This is a genomic window from Citrobacter sp. Cf088 (assembly GCF_030334295.1).
Classification (GTDB): domain Bacteria; phylum Pseudomonadota; class Gammaproteobacteria; order Enterobacterales; family Enterobacteriaceae; genus Citrobacter; species Citrobacter freundii.
In genome coordinates this window covers 51,557-73,917 of sequence record NZ_JAOWEE010000047.1, presented here as the reverse complement: position 1 = coordinate 73,917, position 22,361 = coordinate 51,557, and the positions used below count along the sequence as shown (strand labels likewise).

Annotated in this window: 23 protein-coding genes, 1 other RNA gene and 1 pseudogene; 13 read left to right on the top strand and 12 right to left on the bottom strand. The window is 51.3% G+C overall.

Annotated elements, in window-relative coordinates; translation table 11 throughout:
- Nucleotides 1-9 precede the first annotated feature (9 nt).
- On the top strand, nucleotides 10-1,296 hold the full coding sequence (gene amtB, locus OGV71_RS10225) for an ammonium transporter AmtB (RefSeq protein ID WP_121539794.1): 1,287 nt from the start codon (nucleotides 10-12) through the stop codon (nucleotides 1,294-1,296).
- A 50-nt stretch (nucleotides 1,297-1,346) separates the two neighbouring features.
- Here amtB and tesB read toward each other — a convergent pair whose 3' ends face one another.
- Nucleotides 1,347-2,207: an acyl-CoA thioesterase II gene (tesB, locus tag OGV71_RS10220; RefSeq protein ID WP_003021663.1), complete on the bottom strand. Its 861-nt coding sequence runs from the start codon at nucleotides 2,205-2,207 to the stop codon at nucleotides 1,347-1,349.
- Nucleotides 2,208-2,418: 211 nt separating this feature from the next.
- Here tesB and OGV71_RS10215 point away from each other — a divergent pair, with 211 nt between their 5' ends.
- Nucleotides 2,419-2,988 carry a YbaY family lipoprotein gene (locus OGV71_RS10215; RefSeq protein ID WP_003021666.1) on the top strand — a complete coding sequence of 190 codons (570 nt, stop codon included), beginning with the start codon at nucleotides 2,419-2,421 and terminating at the stop codon, nucleotides 2,986-2,988.
- A gap of 31 nt (nucleotides 2,989-3,019) precedes the next feature.
- On the opposite strand, the pseudogene OGV71_RS10210 reads toward OGV71_RS10215, so the two are convergent.
- Nucleotides 3,020-3,409 (bottom strand): annotated as a pseudogene (locus tag OGV71_RS10210) (MGMT family protein).
- Nucleotides 3,410-3,493: 84 nt separating this feature from the next.
- Here OGV71_RS10210 and ffs point away from each other — a divergent pair.
- From ffs to OGV71_RS10195, 3 genes are all read left to right on the top strand, one after another.
- Nucleotides 3,494-3,590, top strand: an RNA gene (gene ffs, locus OGV71_RS10205) — signal recognition particle sRNA small type.
- Nucleotides 3,591-3,788: 198 nt separating this feature from the next.
- The gene (locus tag OGV71_RS10200; protein ID WP_003021699.1) at nucleotides 3,789-4,040 is read left to right on the top strand and encodes a hypothetical protein; all 252 of its coding nucleotides are present in this window, start codon (nucleotides 3,789-3,791) and stop codon (nucleotides 4,038-4,040) included.
- Complete coding sequence (locus OGV71_RS10195) at nucleotides 4,037-4,255, top strand: hypothetical protein (RefSeq protein WP_003021701.1); 219 nt, start codon at nucleotides 4,037-4,039, stop codon at nucleotides 4,253-4,255. The genes OGV71_RS10200 and OGV71_RS10195 overlap by 4 nt, the downstream gene beginning before the upstream one ends.
- A gap of 59 nt (nucleotides 4,256-4,314) precedes the next feature.
- Here the strand turns inward: OGV71_RS10195 and yczR are convergent, their stop codons facing one another.
- On the bottom strand, nucleotides 4,315-5,742 hold the full coding sequence (gene yczR, locus OGV71_RS10190) for a MocR-like transcription factor YczR (protein WP_071696872.1): 1,428 nt from the start codon (nucleotides 5,740-5,742) through the stop codon (nucleotides 4,315-4,317).
- Nucleotides 5,743-5,829: 87 nt separating this feature from the next.
- Here yczR and yczE point away from each other — a divergent pair, with 87 nt between their 5' ends.
- Both yczE and OGV71_RS10180 read left to right on the top strand, forming a co-directional pair.
- Nucleotides 5,830-6,459, top strand: coding sequence for a membrane protein YczE (gene yczE, locus OGV71_RS10185; protein WP_003021707.1), 630 nt, complete (start codon nucleotides 5,830-5,832; stop codon nucleotides 6,457-6,459).
- A gap of 64 nt (nucleotides 6,460-6,523) precedes the next feature.
- Complete coding sequence (locus OGV71_RS10180) at nucleotides 6,524-6,877, top strand: DUF1428 domain-containing protein (protein ID WP_003831033.1); 354 nt, start codon at nucleotides 6,524-6,526, stop codon at nucleotides 6,875-6,877.
- Between the two features lie 51 nt (nucleotides 6,878-6,928).
- Here the strand turns inward: OGV71_RS10180 and pdeB are convergent, their stop codons facing one another.
- Nucleotides 6,929-8,482, bottom strand: a complete 1,554-nt coding sequence (gene pdeB, locus OGV71_RS10175; protein WP_003835927.1) for a cyclic di-3',5'-guanosine monophosphate phosphodiesterase PdeB — start codon at nucleotides 8,480-8,482, stop codon at nucleotides 6,929-6,931.
- A 188-nt stretch (nucleotides 8,483-8,670) separates the two neighbouring features.
- Here pdeB and OGV71_RS10170 point away from each other — a divergent pair, with 188 nt between their 5' ends.
- Both OGV71_RS10170 and ykgO read left to right on the top strand, forming a co-directional pair.
- A complete protein-coding gene (locus OGV71_RS10170; RefSeq protein WP_003021719.1) occupies nucleotides 8,671-8,931 on the top strand; it encodes a type B 50S ribosomal protein L31 in 261 nt (86 codons plus the stop codon).
- A 1-nt stretch (nucleotide 8,932) separates the two neighbouring features.
- Nucleotides 8,933-9,073, top strand: coding sequence for a type B 50S ribosomal protein L36 (gene ykgO / locus OGV71_RS10165; RefSeq protein ID WP_005125190.1), 141 nt, complete (start codon nucleotides 8,933-8,935; stop codon nucleotides 9,071-9,073).
- Nucleotides 9,074-9,150: 77 nt separating this feature from the next.
- On the opposite strand, the gene OGV71_RS10160 is transcribed toward ykgO, so the two are convergent.
- From OGV71_RS10160 to acrA, 6 genes are all read right to left on the bottom strand, one after another.
- On the bottom strand, nucleotides 9,151-9,621 hold the full coding sequence (locus OGV71_RS10160) for a YlaC family protein (RefSeq protein ID WP_003021724.1): 471 nt from the start codon (nucleotides 9,619-9,621) through the stop codon (nucleotides 9,151-9,153).
- Nucleotides 9,622-9,737: 116 nt separating this feature from the next.
- Nucleotides 9,738-10,289, bottom strand: coding sequence for a maltose O-acetyltransferase (gene maa / locus OGV71_RS10155; RefSeq protein WP_003021728.1), 552 nt, complete (start codon nucleotides 10,287-10,289; stop codon nucleotides 9,738-9,740).
- Nucleotides 10,290-10,595: 306 nt separating this feature from the next.
- Entirely contained in the window at nucleotides 10,596-10,814 is a 219-nt protein-coding gene (gene hha, locus OGV71_RS10150) for a hemolysin expression-modulating protein Hha (RefSeq protein WP_002892050.1), read from the bottom strand.
- A 27-nt stretch (nucleotides 10,815-10,841) separates the two neighbouring features.
- Nucleotides 10,842-11,216: an Hha toxicity modulator TomB gene (gene tomB / locus OGV71_RS10145; RefSeq protein WP_103772080.1), complete on the bottom strand. Its 375-nt coding sequence runs from the start codon at nucleotides 11,214-11,216 to the stop codon at nucleotides 10,842-10,844.
- A gap of 488 nt (nucleotides 11,217-11,704) precedes the next feature.
- Nucleotides 11,705-14,854, bottom strand: a complete 3,150-nt coding sequence (gene acrB, locus OGV71_RS10140) for an efflux RND transporter permease AcrB (RefSeq protein WP_063941319.1) — start codon at nucleotides 14,852-14,854, stop codon at nucleotides 11,705-11,707.
- Between the two features lie 22 nt (nucleotides 14,855-14,876).
- Nucleotides 14,877-16,070: a multidrug efflux RND transporter periplasmic adaptor subunit AcrA gene (gene acrA, locus OGV71_RS10135; RefSeq protein ID WP_003835922.1), complete on the bottom strand. Its 1,194-nt coding sequence runs from the start codon at nucleotides 16,068-16,070 to the stop codon at nucleotides 14,877-14,879.
- Nucleotides 16,071-16,211: 141 nt separating this feature from the next.
- Between acrA and acrR the strand changes: the two genes are divergently transcribed.
- Both acrR and mscK read left to right on the top strand, forming a co-directional pair.
- Nucleotides 16,212-16,862 (top strand): multidrug efflux transporter transcriptional repressor AcrR, encoded by a 651-nt coding sequence (acrR, locus tag OGV71_RS10130; RefSeq protein ID WP_003021744.1) that lies wholly within the window; start codon nucleotides 16,212-16,214, stop codon nucleotides 16,860-16,862.
- A gap of 126 nt (nucleotides 16,863-16,988) precedes the next feature.
- Complete coding sequence (gene mscK, locus OGV71_RS10125) at nucleotides 16,989-20,354, top strand: mechanosensitive channel MscK (protein WP_048219469.1); 3,366 nt, start codon at nucleotides 16,989-16,991, stop codon at nucleotides 20,352-20,354.
- Between the two features lie 75 nt (nucleotides 20,355-20,429).
- Here the strand turns inward: mscK and rsmS are convergent, their stop codons facing one another.
- Both rsmS and priC read right to left on the bottom strand, forming a co-directional pair.
- Nucleotides 20,430-20,591, bottom strand: coding sequence for a pleiotropic regulatory protein RsmS (gene rsmS, locus OGV71_RS10120; RefSeq protein WP_003021750.1), 162 nt, complete (start codon nucleotides 20,589-20,591; stop codon nucleotides 20,430-20,432).
- Nucleotides 20,592-20,605: 14 nt separating this feature from the next.
- Complete coding sequence (priC, locus tag OGV71_RS10115) at nucleotides 20,606-21,133, bottom strand: primosomal replication protein N'' (RefSeq protein WP_003021753.1); 528 nt, start codon at nucleotides 21,131-21,133, stop codon at nucleotides 20,606-20,608.
- Between the two features lie 69 nt (nucleotides 21,134-21,202).
- On the opposite strand from priC, the gene OGV71_RS10110 reads away from it, so the two are divergent.
- Nucleotides 21,203-21,580, top strand: a complete 378-nt coding sequence (locus OGV71_RS10110) for a DUF454 family protein (RefSeq protein WP_003847534.1) — start codon at nucleotides 21,203-21,205, stop codon at nucleotides 21,578-21,580.
- Nucleotides 21,581-21,773: 193 nt separating this feature from the next.
- Nucleotides 21,774-22,325: an adenine phosphoribosyltransferase gene (apt, locus tag OGV71_RS10105; RefSeq protein ID WP_003021759.1), complete on the top strand. Its 552-nt coding sequence runs from the start codon at nucleotides 21,774-21,776 to the stop codon at nucleotides 22,323-22,325.
- The last annotated feature ends 36 nt before the right edge of the window (nucleotides 22,326-22,361 follow it).

Sequence of the window (22,361 nt, the reverse complement as noted above, 5' to 3'; positions counted from 1 at the left end):
AACCAAAAAATGAAGATAGCAACGATGAAAACAGGTATTGCTTCACTGGCGCTACTGCCGGGACTGGCAATGGCGGCACCGGCGGTTGCGGATAAAGCAGATAACGCTTTTATGATGATCTGTACCGCGCTGGTGCTGTTTATGACTATCCCTGGCATTGCGTTGTTCTACGGCGGTTTGATTCGCGGTAAGAACGTGCTGTCGATGCTGACTCAGGTGACGGTGACATTCGCTCTGGTTTGTATTCTATGGGTGGTTTATGGCTACTCACTGGCCTTTGGCGAAGGGAATAATTTCTTCGGCAACTTCAACTGGGTATTGCTGAAGAACATCGCGCTGACGGCGGTCACGGGGAGCTTCTACCAGTACATTCACGTTGCTTTTCAGGGTTCTTTCGCCTGCATCACCGTTGGGCTGATTGTTGGGGCGCTGGCTGAACGTATTCGCTTCTCTGCGGTGCTGATTTTTGTAGTGGTATGGTTAACGTTGTCGTACATCCCCATTGCCCATATGGTCTGGGGCGGCGGCTTGCTGGCTTCCCACGGTGCGTTGGATTTTGCCGGCGGAACAGTCGTGCATATCAATGCGGCGATTGCCGGTCTGGTTGGGGCGTATCTGATTGGCAAACGCGTCGGTTTTGGCAAAGAAGCCTTTAAACCGCATAACCTGCCGATGGTCTTCACCGGTACCGCTATTCTCTATATTGGTTGGTTTGGCTTTAACGCCGGTTCAGCGGGAACGGCGAATGAGATTGCCGCACTGGCCTTCGTCAATACCGTGGTTGCCACCGCCGCAGCCATCCTCGGATGGATCTTCGGTGAATGGGCGCTGCGTGGCAAACCGTCCCTGCTGGGCGCGTGTTCTGGCGCTATTGCGGGTCTGGTGGGGGTAACACCGGCATGTGGTTATATTGGTGTCGGCGGCGCGCTGATTATTGGTGTCGTTGCGGGACTGGCTGGCCTGTGGGGTGTGACCATGCTGAAGCGTATTCTGCGCGTGGACGATCCGTGTGATGTGTTTGGCGTGCACGGCGTGTGCGGCATTGTCGGCTGCATCCTGACCGGGGTGTTCGCTGCCAGCTCTCTGGGCGGCGTGGGCTTTGCCGAGGGCGTGACCATGGGGCATCAGCTGCTGGTGCAACTGGAAAGCGTGGCGATTACCATCGTCTGGTCCGGTGTGGTGGCTTTCATTGGCTATAAGCTGGCGGATATGACGGTGGGTCTGCGTGTACCGGAAGAGCAGGAACGCGAAGGTCTGGATGTGAACAGCCACGGCGAGAACGCTTACAACGCTTGATGTTTCAATCTGCCGGATGGCAACGCTTTTGCGCCGCCATCCGGTAATTCTCAATTACGATTACGCATTACCCCTTCCTGCACGGTAGAGGCGACCAGCACGCCGTCCTGCGTATAAAACTCCCCGCGTACAAAACCCCGGGCACCGGAGGCCGAAGTACTCTCGACGTTATACAACAACCACTCATTGATATTGAACGGACGGTGGAACCACATGGAGTGGTCAATGGTGGCGATCTGAATCCCTTTCTCCAGAAAACCAATTCCGTACGGCTGCAGCGCAACAGGCAGGAAGTTCAGATCTGAAGCATAACCCAGCAGATATTGATGGACGCGCAGATCGTCCTGCAGCTCGCCGTTTGCGCGGATCCAAACCTGGCGCGTCGGAGGTGCGACGTGACCTTTTAAGGGGTTATGAAATTCAACCGGACGCACTTCCAATGGACGATCGTTGATAAATTTTTCTTTCAACAGCGGCGGCAGCAAATGCGCCACTGAGCGGGCTATTTCTGTTTCTGATTTAAGCTCATCGGGACTCGGCGCATCCGGCATGGTTTTCTGATGTTCAAATCCGTCTTCCGGCGCCTGGAAAGAGGCTGTCATGTAAAAAATAGGTTTACCATTCTGGATTGCGGCAACGCGGCGCGCGCTGAAGCTGTTACCATCACGCAGGACTTCTACATCATAGATGATGGGCTTTTGGCTATCGCCGGGGCGTAAAAAGTAGCTGTGAAAGGAGTGGACCAGACGCTCTTCTGGTACGGTTTCCTTTGCGGCATACAGCGCCTGACCGACAACCTGTCCCCCAAAAACCTGACGTAACCCTAAGTCTTCACTTTGGCCCCGAAAGAGTCCTTCTTCAATTTTTTCCAGATTTAACAATGTCAGCAAATTTTTCAGCGCCAGACTCATACGTGCTCTCCAGGTTATATCGACTCGCAGCGAGGTAGGCAGAGTATAACGCAATTTTGAAAGTGGTCCGATGGGTGCAATTGTCTGAATTAAAGGCCTATTACAAGCAAAAACAGCTGTCTTGTGCCACACTTAATCACGTTATGTTTTTGTTAACCACTCTTCTGGCGAGGAAAGTTCTCGCTGGTGCATAGATGAAAAGGAGAATTTAATGAAACTCGTGCACATGGTAAGTGGTTTAGCGGTTGCGGTCGCTCTGGCAGCCTGCGCCGATAAAAGCGCGGATATTCAGACACCTGCGCCAAGCCCTAATACGTCAATTGCTGACACACAGTCTAAAATTCAGCAGCCTAATGTCTCCGGTACAGTATGGATCCGCCAGAAAGTGGCCTTGCCACCTGATGCGGTGCTGACCGTAACGCTGTCAGATGCTTCACTGGCCGATGCACCGTCAAAAGTGCTGTCGCAAAAAGCGGTCCGTACTGAGGGTAAACAGGCGCCATTCAGCTTCGTATTACCGTTTAACCCGGCTGATATTCAACCTAACGCCCGTATTCTGCTAAGTGCGGCAATTACGGTTAATGACAAACTGGTCTTCATTACTGATACCGTGCAGACGGTCATTAATCAGGGGGGGACAAAAGCTGACCTGACGCTGGTCCCTGTACAGCAAACGGCAGTACCGGTTCAGGCGAGCGGTGGGGCTGCCACCACGGTGCCGTCAACGTCACCAACCCAGGTGAATCCGTCTTCTGCCGTCCCTGCTCCCACACAGTACTAAGGCAGTCGTAACCCTCTCCGCCCAGAGAGGGTTAGTACACCCAGCGATAGCGCTGTAAATCGATCTGTCCGCTTCCTGAAACCACTATTCCTTCAGCCAGCAACGCCTGACGCTGCCGTTGCAGGTCGGGGCCTGTCAGCGAAATGGCACCATGACGATTAACCACCCGATGCCAGGGCAAAGTGCTGCCTTCGGGGAGACGCTTAAGCACGCCGCCTACCTGGCGCGCAGCACGCGGCGAACCGGCAAGCCTGGCAACATCGCCATAGGTGGTGACGAAACCTTCGGGGATTGACGCGACGATTTGCCAGACGCGTTGGGGGAAAGTGTCTTGTATATCCATCATTTATTCCTGCGCTAATCCTCCAGCATAATGCTGAACGGCGAAGGAGTGAAGCCGCATTGCGCAAGAAAACAGCATCCGATGCTGGATGGGTTGCAATTACAGGGTGCAGCAGTGATAATGCGCCTGCGCGTTGGTTAACAACGCTCTCAATGGGGGCTCTGTTGGTTCTCCCGCAACACTACTCTGTTTACCAGGTCAGGTCCGGAAGGAAGCAGCCAAGGCAGATGACGTGTGTGCCGGGATGTAGCTGGCAGGGCCCCCACCCAATTCTGCCGTCCGGCAATTTTCCTTCTGCCTATCTTCTTTTCTTTGTCATCGTATTGTCATTTTAATGTCATCAAATGCTGTCAATGTGTTTCGGGGATGTTATTTGATGCTTTTGCCACCGCCATCGCACTGTAACGACAGGGTCTTACATTCGGTGTGTTTTGGCTGACCACAAGGATTTTCTACGATGTCGACCGCTGTATTGAATGTAAAAATTGATGAGGCGCTAAAAGAAAAGCTTCGCCATTACGCTGAAGTGCATAGTGAAAATTTAAGTATCGCGACGGAAAAACTACTGCTGATCGCGTTTTCCGCCGTTGAAGAGGCGGGAGTCTCCGCTGAGGATATCGATAGCCAGCATACGGAAGAATCCGTGGTTGAAGCACTGACTCCTAAAGAAATCAAAGCATTGCGAAGACTACTGAAGAAGAAAAAATGAAACAACAACCGCTCTCAACCGCCTGTAATTATGGCGAAGCCTGTGAAATGCTGCGTTCCGGTTATGTGAAACATGTTCGTCTGAGCTGGAACGTCGGCAGCGATGAGTTCTTCCGTATTGCCTCCGACTGGTGTGATGCCGGGGCAAAAATTAAGAAAGACGGTGAGAATTTCGTGATTTCTCTGAAGGGGTTTCCGGTTCCTCCTCAGCGGTAATATTGCCGGGACATCCTCGTCCATCACGGCATTCAAGGACGAGTCCTTTGACTCGTCGTTTAGATTATTTTACGTATTTTCCCGCTGCTGGCCTGTAAACGCAGGTTATCCCAAATGGGTTGCAACACCCGGAAGGCGGCACGCGTTGTGTCATCCGGTAATGTGAAGGGCATACGCAAAAAGCGGTCAAATGCACCATCAAGACCGAAACGCGTACCGGTTCCCAACTGAATGCCTGCGATTTCGGCGCGCGTAGCGAATAGCGTTGCCAGCGTATCGGGCAGTTCAACCCAAAAAGAGAGTCCTCCCTGTGGCTGGGTAAACTGCCACTCCGGGAAATGTGCGTTCATCAGATCCGAGCACAGTTCTCGCTGCGATGTGAGTAGCCGTCTTCTGTCAGGAAGAAAGTCGGCGGCATTATCCAGCAGCCAGCTGGTGGCGAGTTGTTCAAGCACCGGGGAGCCTAAATCGAAGGTGTCGCGAGTTTGTACCAGCGCCGCAATGGTTCGCGCCGACGCCCGAATCCAGCCCAGGCGTAATCCTCCCCAAAAGCTTTTCCCGGCAGATCCCAGCAGGATGATCGGCGCATCGCGGTTGAATGCGGCAAGCGGCGGTGGTGGCGGGGCGTCATACCACAGGTTCACCATGGTCTCATCAATCACCAGCGTGGTGCGGGTCCTTTCAGCAATATCTGCCACGACCTGGCGAGTTGCAGCGTCCATGCAACGCCCGGTCGGATTGTGAAAGTCCGGCATCAGATAGGCCATTCTCGGTGCGGTTTGCGCGATGGTGGCTACCAGACCTGCCGTATCCCAACCGTGTTCGGGCAGCGACACACCGACGGGACGACATGATGCGCCTTGAATCGCGGCAATCGCCAGCGGATACGTGGGATGATCGACCACCACGCGATCGCCTGGGCCGGTGAGTAAACGCAGGATCAGCGCCAGGCCACTGACCGCGCCGTTCACGACCATAATCTCATCGGGCTGCGTCGGGAGTCCGCGTTCGCAATAATGCCGGGCGATGGATTCACGCAAAACCGCCAGTCCCTGCGGTAGATACCCGGAGCTCAGCAAATGCTGCGGCATCGCAAACAGCGCTTGTTGGTAAGCATGGTGAATTTCGGGACCGGCACTCAGCGCCGCCGTGGACAAATCCAGCGCTGTACCGGTACTGGTTCGTGTAGGCACATGACGAATGTGTTCCGGCAGGATCACCCGTGAGCCACTCCCATGACGGCTTTCCAGATATCCCTCTTCACGCAGTTGCGCCATGGCGCTGGCGACGGTGGTTCGGCTCACTTGCAGAACGGCAGCGAGCTCGCGTTCGCCGGGTAAGCGACTATCCAGCGCCAGTCGACCATCAAGGATCAGCAAACGTAACGCTTCTGCCAGCTGTCGCCAGATGGGCGTTCGTGAGGGGTTTTCCTGCCAGTGTCCGAGCAGGCGCTGCAAAGACTGGCTTCCGTAACGGCGTGATGACATAGCAGTCCACTTTTTGAAAACTGGACATTAATCATAGTGCCAATTGCGGTGATGATGAAAGTTATCTGAGAGTGAGAGGGGAAAAGCATGCTGCGTCGTTTACTTCAGCTGTTTATCGGGCTGACGCTGTACGGTGTGTCGACGGCGATGTTTGTCCGTGCCGATTTAGGGGCCGATCCGTGGAACGTGTTTCACCTGGGCGTGGCCAATTTATTGTCGATGAATATTGGCGTGGTGATTATTGCCGTGGGTGTGTTGGTACTGCTGGCGTGGATACCGCTGCGCCAGCGTCCAGGGTTTGGCACGTTGAGCAACGTGATTATGATCGGGCTGGCGGCAGATGCCGCGCTGCTGGTGATTCCGGGATTTGAATCCCTGCTGGCGCGCAGCGGGCTGTTGGTGTCAGCGGTGATCCTGAATGCGTTAGCAACCAGCCTGTACATTGGTGCCGGTTTTGGCGCCGGTCCGCGTGATGGTCTGATGACCGGTATCCACGCACGTACCGGCTGGCCAGTACGACGAATTCGAACCGCAATTGAAGTGTCGGTGCTGCTTATCGGTTGGTTGCTGGGAGGAACCGTGGGGGTTGGTACGGTGCTGTATGCCCTGGCTATCGGACCGCTCATTCAGCTTTGCCTGCCGTGGTTTCGCCATCAGCCGCAGGCACGTATTCGCATCAGGAATACGCCTGGGGCACGATCGCCTGCTGGCGACTAAACTTAACCTCGACTGACGCGGCTGGAATCGGCTTGCCGCGCAGTACACTTCGGAGGTTTTTCTCATGAAGTATGTTGATGGCTTTGTGGTTGCCGTACCCGCTGAAAACAAGGAGGCGTACATTGCGATGGCGGCAAAAGCAGCTCCGCTTTTCAAGGAGTTCGGTGCATTGCGCGTGGTGGAGTGCTGGGCAGATGATGTCCCTGACGGCAAATTGACCGATTTTCGCATGGCTGTGAAAGCGCAGGATCATGAAGAAGTGGTATTCAGCTGGATTGAATACCCTTCCAAAGAGGTCCGCGACGCGGCGAATCAGAAGATGATGTCCGATCCCCGTATGAAGGAATTCGGTGAATCTATGCCATTTGATGGCAAGCGAATGATCTACGGTGGATTTGCGCCCATTATGGAAGAGTGATGTGACTGGCTGTGCGGCGTGCCGCCAGCCATCTCAACATAAACAGCCATGTTAAAGCCGTTTTTCTGCCCACAGTATAAATTCCGTTTTCGGCAGCGCTTTGCTGTAAAGCCAGCCTTGACCGTACTGCACTCCGTGCTTGCGTAGCCAGGTTTCCTGATTCTCGGTTTCGATACCTTCCGCCACCATCTCAAGTTTCAACGCTTTTGCTATCTCGATGATATGTGGTGTGACGTTGTTGTACTCCAGTGCATCGACGAACGATTTGTCTATCTTCAGAATGTCTACATCCAGATCCTGCAAATAACTCAGGCTGGAATAGCCGGTACCAAAGTCATCAATATAGATTGAATGACCCGCCTGACGGTATTTGGCAATAAACGGCGCGCTGTTTTTTGGGTCAGCAAATTCGCGTTCAGTTAGCTCCAGCGCGATTTGCGCAGGCTTAAGTTGCCAGTGGTTCACCTTCTGGCTTAACAGGGCCGGAAGCGTTTCGGAGGACAGATCGGCTGACTCAAGGTTGATGGATATATGCTGCTCAGGATGCTGACGCAGCCATTTGCCTAAATCTTCAAATACGCTTTCAATAATCAACCGGGTGAGGGACTCTGTCAGCCCGGTTTCATGCGCCAGCGCGACGAAAATTTCAGGTGACAGATAACTCCCATCGGCCTGCTGCCAGCGAGCCAGCGCCTCTGCCCCAACCACTTTCCCCGTTTTGAGCGAGATAATTGGTTGATAGTGGACTTTGATGTCCCGATGCTGGATAGCGTCCTGCAACTGGTGATGGGGCGACTGTAAGCGGCGCAAAATACGCAAAACAAAGGCGGCGGTGAGCAAGCCGATAAGAATACCTGCCGGGAGCCAGATCAGTGCCTGCCGGTGCCAGGTTTTTTGCAATGGTAGGGTAGACGCCCAGGTTACGATCGTGATGCCCAACTCAGGAAAGGGGCGGGCGTTATAAATGCTGCCATCTTTGTTAAAATGAGTAATCGATCGTTCTTGCTGTATATGCTGCAAAACGTCCGATGGCAGATCGGCGCTACTGGCAACTACGACGTTGCGCATGGTGCCAATGATAGTCACTTCAATCGGCCATGAGCCAAACGGGATGACGTCAATGAAAGAACCCGGATCGACCATCACAATATAATGTTCGCTCCCTAATGCTGCCATAAAGCGCTTGATGCCCAAATCATTTTGCGTGGTTAGCCATGCGCGATATCCATCAGGAGTGACTTTCATTGCGGGTGGAAATGCGTCTGCCTGGCTTCTTTTTTCCAGGGATGAGCATTGCGGAACGTTATCTTTGAGGTACAGCACTTCCTGAATATAGCGATAGCTATATGACAAACGACGCATTTCCAGCAGATGCTCATCACTACAAGGCACCCCCTGAAATGCTTCAATATGGCGTAATGCTTTTTTCGCCTGCTCGCCTACGCGTTCCGTACGTAATGCGACTCGTGTTGAGAACATGTCGAGTTCATCGATAAATTTCGTTTCGACCTGACGATGTGCAAGCCACAGGCTTAAACCTACAGGCGCGAGGATGGAAAGGAACAGTACCCCAGTCACCAGGCTTATCAGATGTCGTGTTGTCACAGTGATATCCTTATTTACACAGCGTAGGGAAAGTATATCTGAAACCCCGAAAAGCTATTCGATTGACATCATATATTTACGGCCACTTATCATCCCGTTTAACTCCCTGTAGCGTAAATCAGGTTGTGGTTTGTACAAGAGTGGTGTACTTTGTTGGTTATGTTATAACGTAACAAATTGAGGTTGCCATGAAACCGGATATTCATCCTTTTTACCGTACCGTGGTGTTTCACGATACCAGTGCCAATGAATTCTTTAAGGTCGGTTCGACCATTAAGACTGAGCGTGAAATTGAGTTTGAGGGGGAAATGTACCCGTACGTGACCCTCGATATCTCTTCTAAATCGCATCCGTATTATACCGGGAAACAAAAAACCTTTGATAATGAAGGTAGTGCAGCACGTTTCCAAAAACGTTTTGGTCATTTTATTGGCGTTAAGCGGGGTTAAAATGCAGGTACTCAATTCACTTCGCAGCGCAAAACAGCGCCATCCTGACTGCCAGATAGTAAAACGCAAAGGGCGTTTGTACGTTATCTGCAAAACGAATCCGCGCTTTAAAGCAGTACAGGGGCGTAAAAAGAGACGTTAGTTTCTTTGCCAGCATTTCAGGGATTAAAGTGCGTTGCCTGGCTGGAACGCACTTTTTTTATCTGCGCTGAGATGCTGTTACTGGGTGGTCTGGGCGCGGGTAAGCGTAAAGACATCGTAAAACGAGAGTTCGCCTTTACGCGATATCATCTTTTGCAGCTGTGCTTTATGTTCGCTATCCACGGACGGTGAGTGCAGGATAGTATCGATGAGCGAGGAGGGGACAAAGCGCGTGTTGTACCATTCTCCGTTATAGCAAACTCTAAAATCCAGAACGTCGATATCTTCAAAGCGGTACCGTGGCGCAACGTCGAAAAAGAAAAAGCCGTTGAGTACAACGAACAGTACCACCAGCAGCCATACTGAATCGACTAACGTTTCTGACTGTAGCATCACCGCCAGCGTGGCAAACCAGGCAACATACATGCCGATAAACAGCCCTGGGTGTTTGCGAATAAAGCTGATGCTAAAGCGCGGTTTGTTGTCGCGCTTCTCGCGAATATTTAAGTCGTCGATTGTTTCAGTAAGCAGGCGCTGTATTTCTGTCATCTCTTGCCTTCGTGATATCTGCAAAATTCAGGAGGGATCGCCCTATTTTAAAAGGGGATACCCTTTGAAGAAAGTAACAGATTAACCGTAATTTAGCATAACAGTTACATTTAAGATCACAGCGTTTTAATGATCCTTGCGGGATTGCCCCCAACCACGGTGTTCGCTGGAACGCTTTTAGTGACTACTGCACCTGATGCCACAACCACGTTATCGCCCAGCGTGACGCCAGGATTGATCACTGCACGGCCACCTATCCAGACATTATTGCCGATAGTCACGGGCTTTCCGAACTCCAGGCCACTGTTGCGCTCGGTAGCATCCAGCGGATGGGTCGCGGTATAGATATGAACGCCAGGTGCCAGCATGCAGTTGTCGCCAATATGAATTGGACAGACGTCGAGCATAACGCAGTCGAAATTAGCGTAAAAGTCTTTACCAAGATAGATGTTATAACCGTAATCACACCGGAAAGAGGGTTCAATATAGGCACCCTCACTCTGACCTAACAGATCATGCAGGATTGCCTGACGCTCATTTTTTTCATCGGGAGCGGTGAGATTGTAACGATAGATCAATTGACGAGCGCGTAGTCGGTCACTGCGCAGTGTTTCATCTGCCGGGCGATAGTATTCGCCGGCGATCATTTTTTGCTTTTCATTACGCATTACGATTTCCCTGTGTACTGAAGGTTATTTCAGCACAGTAAAACGTAATGCAAGCAAGGGGAACGTTCCCGCTTCTTTGCTGTGATCATAGTCACGTGATTTGAATTAAATAACCATTGTATACCTTAAATAATTCGAGTTGCAGGAAGGCGGCGACGCAGCGAATCCCTGGGAGCGTACATTAGTACGTGACTAGGGTGAGCGAGGAAAGCCAACGCACATGCAACTTGAAGTATGACAGGTATAAATACGAAAACGGTCAGCCAGACAAATGTACCGCTATACCTGACTTAACCTTGAGTGCAATTAGCGAATGAATTTCCAAACAGAAGTTGGAATCTTGTCGTAAAGCTTATTCATGGTCAATTCAGCAAGGCGATGATCTGCTGCTGAGTAAAATACAGCCAGTTCGTTGTCGGACAATTCATATTTATTTTTTTCAATAACGCGCTCTAGCGTATCAATTGTCTGGCAACGTCGCAGGCGCATCAAATAATCTGTTTTAGTTAATGGTTTATCGGACATAACTCTTACCTATGATTGTAATAATTTTTAACAAGACAAACTAACAGGATTAGCCCTGGTGGCATTGACAAAACAGCGAAACAGTCGATTACCTGACTTCCGCCATTTCTGCAGATCCTGCGTATTAATACCATAACTGCTGAACAACATAAAAGTGTCATCCAGGTATTCATCTATCTGCGCGATCAGCTTATTGTCCTCATTGTACTTAATTTTATAATTAAGTGCGAAGGTTGCAATATGCTCTATCAGTTCATTGAGCTGCAAGCTGGTTGCAGAGGTAGGGTCATTAACCCAGCCATGGTTACTTTGTTCAAGGCTTGCAAGACAGTCATGATACAGAGTTTCGCAGAGAAATTTAAGCTGCGCGATATCATGTCTTTTGGGTGAGTATTCATCCATAACGCATCCCCTTCTTAGTGGCTTAAACTAACCGAACACCTTTCGGGATGGATACAACAACTACCTGGAACTTGCCCGCGACTCCTGATGATTTAACTATAATCTACTCTAAAAAAGATTTCATCGTCATATCACGAAAAATTACAATTATGTAAAATTATGATGCTACGTCATTTTTACATTTTAACAGATAAATGCCGCTATTCGAAATGGGACAATTTCTTTATTCTTCGGGCAATCATCGGGTTATCTTGTTTAGGTTTAGCAACGAAAGGCAACAACCGACAATGAAAACCAGTGGATAGGATTAATCTTAATATTTATTAAAGTAAATAAGAACTCTCGCTGTTTTTTTAAGAATAGCCTTTAAGGCTGCAAGGATTATATCGCTTATTTACCCGATAGAAAATAAACGGAATGGCAATAAGTGATTTTTATGATTTTTTCAGAAAAAAGGCCGCTTGCGCGGCCTTATCTTTAGAGATGTATCAATGATGCTCTACTGAGTGGCTATGCTCAATATCTTCATTTTTGCGGCTAAAGCGGCGGCGTACCACCACAAAGAACACCGGAACAAAGAAGATCGCCAACACGGTTGCCGTCACCATCCCACCCATTACGCCAGTACCAACGGCGTTCTGCGCACCGGAACCTGCGCCGGAGCTGATGACCAGCGGCATTACGCCCAGAATAAAGGCCAGTGACGTCATAAGGATTGGACGTAAACGCATGCGTACTGCGTCCAGCGTCGCCTCTATCAGACCTTTACCCTCTTTATCCATCAAGTCTTTGGCGAATTCTACGATAAGTATCGCGTTCTTCGCCGACAACCCAATGGTTGTGAGCAGGCCTACCTGGAAGTAAACGTCGTTGGTCAGGCCGCGGAACGTTGCTGCCAGCAATGCACCGATAACACCCAGCGGTACAACCAGCATTACGGAGAATGGAATTGACCAGCTCTCGTACAACGCTGCCAGACACAAGAATACGACGATCAGTGAAATAGCATACAGGGCAGGAGCCTGGTTGCCGGACAGTCGTTCCTGGTAGGACATACCAGTCCAGTCATAACCGATACCGGATGGCAGTTTGCTGGCCAGTTGCTCCATCATCGCCATGGCTTCACCGGTACTTTTACCCGGAGCGGCCTGGCCTAAGATTTCCATGGAAGGCAAACCGTTATAGCGTTCCAGACGCGGCGAACCGTATTCCCAACGTGAGGTGGAGAAGGCGGAGAACGGTACCATCTGTCCATCGCTACCGCGGACATACCAGTTTCCAATATCTTCCGGCAACATACGATATTTCGCTTCAGACATGACGTAAACTTTCTTCACACGACCACGGTCGATGAAGTCATTCACGTAGCTTCCGCCCCATGCTGCACCCAGCGTTGTATTAATATCACTAATGGAAACGCCCAGAGCCTGCGCTTTTTCCTGATCGATATCGATCTTGAACTGCGGCGTATCTTCCAGACCGTTAGGACGAACACCGACCAACAGATCAGGATGCTTCGCGACTTCACCAAACAGTTGGTTACGCGCCTGAGTCAGCTTCTCATGGCCCAGACCCGCCTGGTCAATCAACTGGAAGTCAAAACCGGTTGCGGTCCCTAACTCCACAATCGCTGGCAGGTTAAAGGCAAAGACCATTGCGTCTTTAATCTGCGAGAATGCGCCCATTGCACGCTGAGTAATCGCTTCAACCTTGTTCTCTTCGCCAGGACGTTCACTCCAGTCTTTCAGAGAAACGAACGCGATGCCGGTGTTCTGACCACGACCAGCAAAACCGAAACCGTTAACGGCAAACACCGATTCAACGTTCGCTTTTTCCTTGGTCAGGTAGTAATCCGTCATTTCGTCCAGTACCTTCTGGGTACGCTCTTGCGTCGCACCCGCTGGCAGCTGAGCCATAGACAGGAATACCCCCTGGTCTTCATCTGGCAGGAACGAACTTGGCAGACGAACGAACAGATAGGCCATGCCCACAACGATAATCAGATACAGCGCCAGATAACGACCGGTGCTGCGCAGAATACCGCCCACGCTATCGGTGTAATGATGCGTGCTCTTATCGAACATGCGGTTAAACCAGCCGAAGAAGCCTTTTTTGCCTTCTCCGTGATCGCCTTTAGCAATCGGTTTTAGCATGGTCGCACACAGGGCAGGGGTCAGAATCAATGCCACCAGTACAGACAGCGCCATCGCGGAAACAATGGTGATGGAGAACTGACGGTAAATTGCACCGGTCGACCCCCCGAAGAACGCCATTGGGATAAATACCGCTGACAGCACCATCGCGATACCCACCAATGCGCCCTGAATCTGGCCCATCGATTTTCGCGTTGCTTCCTTCGGCGGTAGTCCTTCCTCAGCCATTACACGTTCAACGTTCTCGACCACCACGATGGCGTCATCCACCAGCAGGCCGATGGCGAGCACCATCCCGAACATCGTCAGGGTATTTATTGAGAAGCCGAAAATCGCCAGGACGGCAAACGTACCCAAGAGTACCACCGGCACGGCGATAGTCGGAATCAGCGTCGCGCGGAAGTTCTGCAGGAACAGATACATTACCAGGAACACGAGGATGATTGCTTCTGCCAGCGTTTTCACTACTTCGTGAATAGAAATTTTCACGAACGGCGTGGTGTCATACGGGTAAACGATCTTCAGACCTGACGGGAAGAACGGCTCCATCTTCTTCAGTTCTTCGCGGATAGCGTTTGCGGTGTCCAGGGCGTTAGCACCTGTTGCCAGCTTGATACCCAGACCGGATGCCGGTTTACCGTTGAACTTCGCAATGATGTCGTAGTTCTCACCGCCCAGTTCCACTTTCGCCACGTCACGCAGACGAACCTGGGAACCATCCTGATTCACTTTCAGCAGAATTTTACTGAACTCATCAGCGGAGGTCAGACGGGTTTGCGCGATGATCGATGCGTTAAGCTGCTGACCTTTCACCGGCGGCGTACCACCTAACTGACCGGCTGCAACCTGGGCGTTCTGCGCTTTGATGGCGCTGATTACATCAACCGGTGTCAGCTGGAAGTTGTTCAGTTTGTTCGGATCCATCCAGATACGCATCGCGTACTGAGAACCAAACAGCTGAACGTCACCCACGCCTGAAGTACGGCTAATGGCATCCTTCATATTGGCGCCAACGTAGTCGGAAATATCCTCCTGCGTCATGGTGCCGTTGGTGTTGATAACGCCGACAACCATCAGGAAGCTGCTGGATGACTTCTCAACGCTAACCCCTTGCTGCTGTACTTCCTGAGGCAGCAACGGCATGGCCAGCTGCAGTTTGTTCTGCACCTGTACCTGTGCGATATCCGCATCAGTACCAGACTGGAAGGTCAGGGTGATCTGCACGGTACCCGTGGAGTCACTGTTTGAGGACATGTACATCAGGTTATCGATACCGTTCATATTCTGTTCGATAACCTGCGTAACAGTATCCTGTACTGTTTTGGCATCAGCGCCAGGATAGGTCGCGGAGATCGTCACTGCTGGCGGTGCAATAGTCGGATATTGCGCTACCGGCAATTTGAGGATCGCGAGCCCCCCTGCCAACATGATGATAATGGCGATCACCCACGCAAATATTGGGCGATCGATAAAGAAATTAGGCATGTCTTAACGGCTCCTGTTTAAGTTAAGACTTGGACTGTTCAGGCTGGCTACCGCTTTGGCCTTGCTGGTTGTTATCAGCGGTGATTTCCTGCGCTTTTACCTGCGCGCCAGGACGTACTTTCTGCAGCCCAGTAACAATCACGCGGTCGCCCGGCTTAAGTCCATCAGTGACTAACCATTTGTCGCCAATCGCTTGTGCGGCGACAATTTGACGAGTTTCAACTTTGTTGTCTGCACCGATAACCAATGCACTGGCATCGCCACGCGGTGTGCGGGTAACGCCTTGCTGTGGAACCAGTAATGCTGTTGGGTTAATCCCTTCTTCCAGACGTGCGCGGACGAACATACCCGGCAGTAAGGTATGATCCGGGTTCGGGAAAATTGCGCGTAACGTAATCGACCCAGTGGTTTGATCTACCGTCACATCAGAAAATTCCAGCGTACCGGACTGCGGGTATTTAATGCCGTCATTGGTCACCAGTTCGACTTTCGCTTTACCGTTCTCTTGCTTCAGCGTGCCGTTGGCCAGCTCTTGTTTCAGGCGCAGGAAGTCGTTGCTTGACTGCGTCACGTCTACATAGATGGGATCCAACTGCTGAACGGTCGCCAGTGCGGTCGCCTGACCGTTTTGCACCAGAGCGCCTTCCGTAACGGATGATTTACCAATGCGACCGCTGATCGGTGACGTCACTTTGGTGTAAGCCAGATTGATGCGTGCAGTTTCTACCGCAGCTTTCGCGGCAACGACGGCGGCGTTTGCCTGCTGTGCGTCAGCCAACGCGCTATCGTAGTCCTGTTGGCTGATGTACTTAGTACCCAACAGTTTCTGATAACGTTTCACCGTCAGTTGAGCAATATTTGCTGCGGCTTGTGCTTTGGCCAGATCGCCTTTTGCACTTTCATAAGCGGCCTGGTAAGTAGCAGGATCAATCTGATAGAGAGATACACCCGCTTCGATGTCACCACCTTCCGTGAAATTACGTTTCAGGATAATCCCGCTAACCTGAGGACGAACTTCAGCAATACGAAACGCACTGGTGCGACCCGGAAGTTCGGTTGTGATCTGTAGAGGTTCAGTTTTGAGCGTAACAACTCCAACCTCTGGCATTTGCTGGCCCCCTTGCTGGGCCTGTTTGTCGTCACATCCTGTTAGCGCTAAGCTGCCTGAGAGCATCAGAACGACTGCCAGAGGCGTTAACCCTCTGTTTTTGTTCATATGTAAACCTCGAGTGTCCGATTTCAAATTGATCAATGGCTTAAAGCCCATAAACCCATTGCTGCGTTTATATTATCGTCGTGCTATGGTACATACATTCACAAATGTATGTAAATCTAACGCCTGTAAATTCACTGACCTATGGCACGAAAAACCAAACAACAAGCACAGGAAACACGACAACACATTCTTGATGTCGCTCTGCGTATGTTTTCGCAACAAGGGGTCTCATCCACCTCGCTGGCTGAGATCGCAAAAGCCGCTGGTGTGACGCGCGGTGCAATCTATTGGCATTTCAAAAACAAATCGGATTTATTCAGTGAAATCTGGGAGCTAGCAAAACCTAACATTGATGAGTTAGAGACTGAGTATCAGGCAAAATTCCCTGACGATCCACTATCAGTATTAAGAGAAATTTTAATTTACGTTCTTGAAACTACCGTGACAGAAGAACGCCGACGTTTATTGATGGAGATTATATTCCACAAATGCGAATTTGTCGGGGAAATAGCATCAGTTCAGTTAGTCGAACGTAGCCTGTGTCTGGAAAACTATGACCGTATAGAAAAAACGTTACGCCACTGTATGGATGTCAACATGTTGCCGGAAAACCTGAACACACGTCGTGTAGCGGTGTTAATGCGTAGCTATATTTCCGGGATCATGGAGAACTGGTTATTTGCTCCCGAATCGTTTGATCTGAAGAATGAGGCTCGCCAGTACGTGGCGGTGCTGCTGGAGATGTGTCTGCTTTGTCCAAGCTTGCGCCTGCAGGCTGGAGAGACAAGCTAGTTTGCCATTCTGCACCAGGAATTCTCCTGGTCGTTTTGCCTGCTGCTATTCTGCCGGTCACAGCCGTGATATTCTTGCCGCTTGACTATTTCCGGTCACTTTCCCGGTTCAGAAACATTCATTCTCATGACTATGTTGCAGCTCTATAAACGTTCACAGCATGTAATTGCTATTAGCATACTTTTCTTCATTCTATTGTTATCCTGCCAGTCATCTGCATTTGCGCGGGCGCAACAGAGTGGTGAACTGCCGACGAAAGCAGATATTCAGAGCCAACTGGACGCACTGAGTAAACAAAAAGATCTCTCCGCGCAGGATAAGCTGGTCCAACAGGATCTCATCGATACTATAGCCACGCTGGATAAAATTGATCGCGTGAAAGATGAGACCGTACAGCTTCGCCAGAAAGTGGCCCAGGCGCCGGAGAAAATGCGCCAAGCGACGGATGCGCTAAATTCGCTCAGCGATGTCGACAATGACGACGAAACGCGAAAAACGCTGAGCACGCTTTCCTTACGACAGCTTGAGTCACGCGTCGCGCAGGTGCTTGATGACCTGCAAAGCTCGCAAAACGATCTTGCTGCCTACAATAGCCAACTGGTGTCGCTCCAGACCCAGCCAGAGCGCGTACAAAATGCGATGTACACTGCGTCGCAGCAGATGCAGCAAATCCGCAACCGACTTGATGGCACTAATGTAGGCGAAGGTGCTTTACGCCCCAGCCAGCAGGTACTGTTACAGGCGCAGCAGGCGCTGCTGAATGCGCAGATCGACCAACAGCGAAAGAGCCTCGAAGGTAATACGATTTTGCAGGATACCTTGCAAAAACAACGTGATTACGTGACGGCGAACAGTAACCGCCTTGAGCATCAGCTCCAGCTCCTGCAGGAAGCGGTGAACAGCAAGCGACTGACGTTAACCGAAAAAACGGCGCAGGAAGCAGTCACGCCGGATGAAGCCGAGCGTATTCAGTCCAATCCGTTGGTGAAGCAGGAGCTTGATGTTAACCATCAGCTCAGCCAGCGTCTGATTGCCGCGACCGAAAACGGCAACAGCCTGATGCAGCAAAATATCAAAGTCAAAAACTGGCTTGACCGCGCGCTGCAATCCGAACGCAACATTAAAGAGCAGATCGCCGTTCTGAAAGGCAGTCTGCTGCTGTCGCGTATTCTGTATCAGCAACAACAAACGCTGCCTTCGGCGGATGAACTTGCCGATATGACCAACCGGATCGCCGACTTGCGTCTGGAGCAGTTCGAGGTCAACCAGCAGCGCGACGCGCTGTTCCAGAATGATGCGTTTGTCGCCAAACTGGAAGAAGGGCACAGCAACGAAGTTAACGGCGAAGTCCATGATGCCTTACTGCAGGTTGTGGATATGCGTCGTGAACTGTTGGATCAGCTCAATAAGCAACTGGGCAACCAACTGATGATGGCGATTAATCTGCAAATTAACCAGCAGCAGTTAATGAGCGTGTCGAAAAACCTGAAAGGGATCCTCACGCAGCAGATTTTCTGGGTTAACAGTAACCGCCCGATGGACTGGGACTGGATCAAAGCTTTCCCGCAAACGCTTAAAGACCAATTTAAGTCGATGAAAATCACGGTGAACTGGGAAAAAGCGTGGCCTGCAGTATTTATTGCGTTCCTGGCGGGATTGCCGCTGCTGCTCATTGCCGGGTTAATCCGCTGGCGTCTGAAATGGTTGAAAGAGTATCAGGCGAAATTAGCCGCTGCGGTGGGTAACCTGCGTAATGACAGTCAGCTCAACACGCCAAAAGCGATTCTGATCGATCTCATCAGGGCCTTGCCGGCGTGCCTGATTATCCTCGCGGTAGGTCTGATTCTGCTTACCATGCAGTTGAATATCAGCGACCTGCTGTGGGCGTTCAGTAAGAAGATGACCGTCTTCTGGCTGGTGTTTGGTCTGTGCTGGAAGGTGCTGGAAAAAGATGGCGTGGCAATTCGTCATTTTGGTATGCCAGCAAAACAAACTAGCCATTGGCGCCGCCAAATCGTGCGTATTAGCCTGGCGCTGTTGCCGCTTAATTTTTGGTCGGTCATTGCTGAACTGTCACCGCTCAATCTGATGGACGATGTGCTGGGTCAGGTGGTGATTTTCCTCAACCTGCTGCTGATCGCCTTCCTGGTATGGCCAATGTGCCGCGAAAGCTGGCGTGACAAAGAGTCACATGGTCTGCGTCTGGTGACGATTACCGTGCTGTCTATAATCCCGATAGCATTAATGGTGCTGACGGCGACCGGCTATTTCTACACCACGCTGCGCCTGGCGGGACGCTGGATTGAAACGGTTTATCTGGTCATTCTCTGGAACCTGCTGTACCAGACCGTGCTGCGTGGGTTGAGCGTCGCGGCACGTCGTATCGCCTGGCGTCGCGCGCTGGCGCGTCGTCAGAACCTGGTGAAAGAAGGAGCGGAAGGTGCCGAACCGCAGGAAGAACCGACCATCGCGCTTGAGCAGGTTAACCAGCAAACGCTGCGTATAACTATGCTGGTGATGGTTGCCCTGTTTGGTGTCTTGTTCTGGGCCATTTGGTCTGATTTGATCACCGTGTTCAGCTATCTCGACAGCATTACGCTCTGGCATTACAACGGTACCGAAGCGGGTGCGGCAGTGGTGAAAGACGTCACCATGGGTAGCCTGCTGTTTGCGATTATTGCCTCAATGGTCGCGTGGGCGCTGATCCGTAACTTACCCGGCCTGCTGGAAGTGCTGGTGCTCTCGCGACTGAAGATGCGTCAGGGCGCTTCGTATGCGATCACCACGATCCTTAACTACGCGATCATCGCCATCGGCGCGATGACGGTCTTCGGATCGCTCGGTGTTTCGTGGGATAAGCTACAGTGGCTGGCAGCAGCCCTGTCGGTTGGTCTTGGTTTTGGTTTGCAGGAAATCTTCGGTAACTTTGTTTCGGGTTTGATTATTCTGTTTGAACGCCCGGTCCGCATTGGCGATACCGTGACTATCGGTACGTTCTCAGGAACGGTCAGCAAGATCCGTATCCGTGCCACCACCATTACCGACTTCGATCGCAAAGAGGTGATCATCCCGAACAAAGCCTTTGTGACGGAGCGTTTGATCAACTGGTCGCTTTCCGATACCACCACGCGTCTGGTGATCCGCATCGGCGTGGCCTACGGTTCGGATCTGGACAAAGTGAAGAAAGTGCTGTTGCAGGCGGCGATGGAACACCCGAAAGTGATGCACGATCCGGAGCCTGCGGTGTTCTTTACCGCCTTCGGCGCCAGCACGCTGGATCATGAGCTGCGTTTATACGTGCGTGAACTGCGCGATCGTAGCCACACGGTTGATGAACTGAACCGTGCGGTCGATCGTTTGTGCCGTGAAAACGACATTGATATCGCCTTTAACCAGCTCGAAGTGCACCTGCACAACGCGAAGGGCGACACCGTGACCGAGGTTAAGCGTGACATCATTAAAGGTGATGATCCGACGCCTTCGGTAGGTTAATAGAAAAGCTCATCAGGCCTGCGAGCTTCGATTCATTCGTAGGCCTGATAAGTGCAACGCTATCAGGCATTTTAGCTATAGCGCGTTTTTTGAAGAAGAGAGCTGTTTCTTTTCGTAATCCCGTTTAACAATCTCCAGCGCCTTCAGTACGGTTTCAGGTGCAACCTGATTTTCCTCAAGTAAAACAATCAAATCGACGGCCAGTTTGACCTCGTCCGGGGCGTTCTCTAATGACATAAATTCTCCGGGGATTAACGGGTTAAACGCGCCAGCACGTTTTCTATTCTTGCCAGAGCATGACGGCAGCGCGCCAGTCGCGCCTCGAATGCTTCTACTTCACGATGTAGTTTTTGCTGTTCTGCAAAGCCGGTAGCCTGAGCCAGACGCTCTTTGCGTTCACGCGTCATTTCAACCAGACGGCGTTCAAACTCCTGATGTTGGACTCGCTTGCGCTGCCAGCGCGCCAGACCTGGAGATGCGCTGTCCCACTCGCGTAGCGACCAACTGGCAGTTTCACGTGAAATCGCCTCTAACTGTGAGGCAAGGTGTTCCGCAAGCCAGGTAATTTGTGGTAGTTGTTGCTGCTCAACGGCGCGACGTAGGGCAGTAAGATTATCGTCAGCTTCATCCAGGCAGGCCTGCAGCAATGTGCTGCGCGTGTGAAACAGATGCCTGTCAAAGCGGGCGCTAAGCGTTGTGTGGTGCGCCAGCGGAGCACAACGCTGTCGCAGGCGGTTAAGCTGGTTTTCGAGCGTCTGTAACAGCATGGCGGTTTTCACAACAACACTCCGATGAAAATGAGAACTGTTATGCTAAAGTAGCGATTCTCTGTGTTAAGTACTGATATTATGCAACGCATTATTCTAATCATCATTGGCTGGATAGCGGTAGTGCTAGGCACGCTGGGCGTTGTATTGCCGTTGCTGCCCACGACGCCATTTATCCTGCTGGCCGCCTGGTGTTTTGCCCGCTCATCGCCGCGTTTTCACGACTGGTTGCTTTACCGTTCGTGGTTCGGCGGGTATCTGCGTCACTGGCAAAAACACCGCGCGATGCCGCCGGGAGCAAAACCGCGCGCTATTTTGTTGATCCTGGTGACGTTTGCTATTTCCCTCTGGCTGGTCAATATGATGTGGGTACGCGGCCTGCTGCTGGTTATTCTCGCCTGTTTACTGATTTTTATGTGGCGGATCCCGGTGATTGATGAAAAACAACAAAAGCAGTAAAGCGCAATAATCGCTGTTGCAATTGTCTCTCGCAGCCAGTAAATTCGACCGTTTTCGAGCACAGGCGCAGATGGTCAAAGGTTAACCAAGTGTAACCTTGGCCCTAATATAGACACAAAATCATTCAAGATACGTCGAGGATGAAGTGTATAGTGCGCCGTGAAGTAATACTGTATTAATCAGGCACAAACTTATGACCGCGACTGCACAGCAGCTTGAGTTTCTCAAAAATAGCATCAAAAGCATCCACGACTATCCAAAACCGGGCATTCTTTTTCGTGATGTCACCAGTTTACTGGAAGATCCGAAAGCCTACGCCCTCAGCATTGAATTGCTGGTTGAGCGCTACAAAAATGCGGGGATCACTAAAGTGGTTGGCACCGAAGCGCGTGGCTTCTTGTTTGGCGCGCCGGTAGCGTTGGGGTTGGGTGTCGGCTTTGTTCCGGTACGCAAACCGCGTAAGCTTCCGCGTGAAGTTATTGCTGAGACCTATGAGCTGGAGTACGGCACCGATCAGCTGGAAATCCACGTTGATGCCATCAAACCGGGTGATAAAGTCCTGGTTGTGGACGATCTTCTGGCAACTGGCGGCACGATTGAAGCGACCGTGAAGCTGATCCGCCGTCTGGGTGGCGAAGTGACCGATGCTGCCTTTATCATTAACCTGTTTGATCTGGGCGGCGAGCAGCGTCTGGAAAAGCAGGGACTGACTTGTTATAGCCTGGTTCCATTCCCGGGCCACTAAGTCGGGCTATCTTATCCCGGTTGAAGTAATACCGAG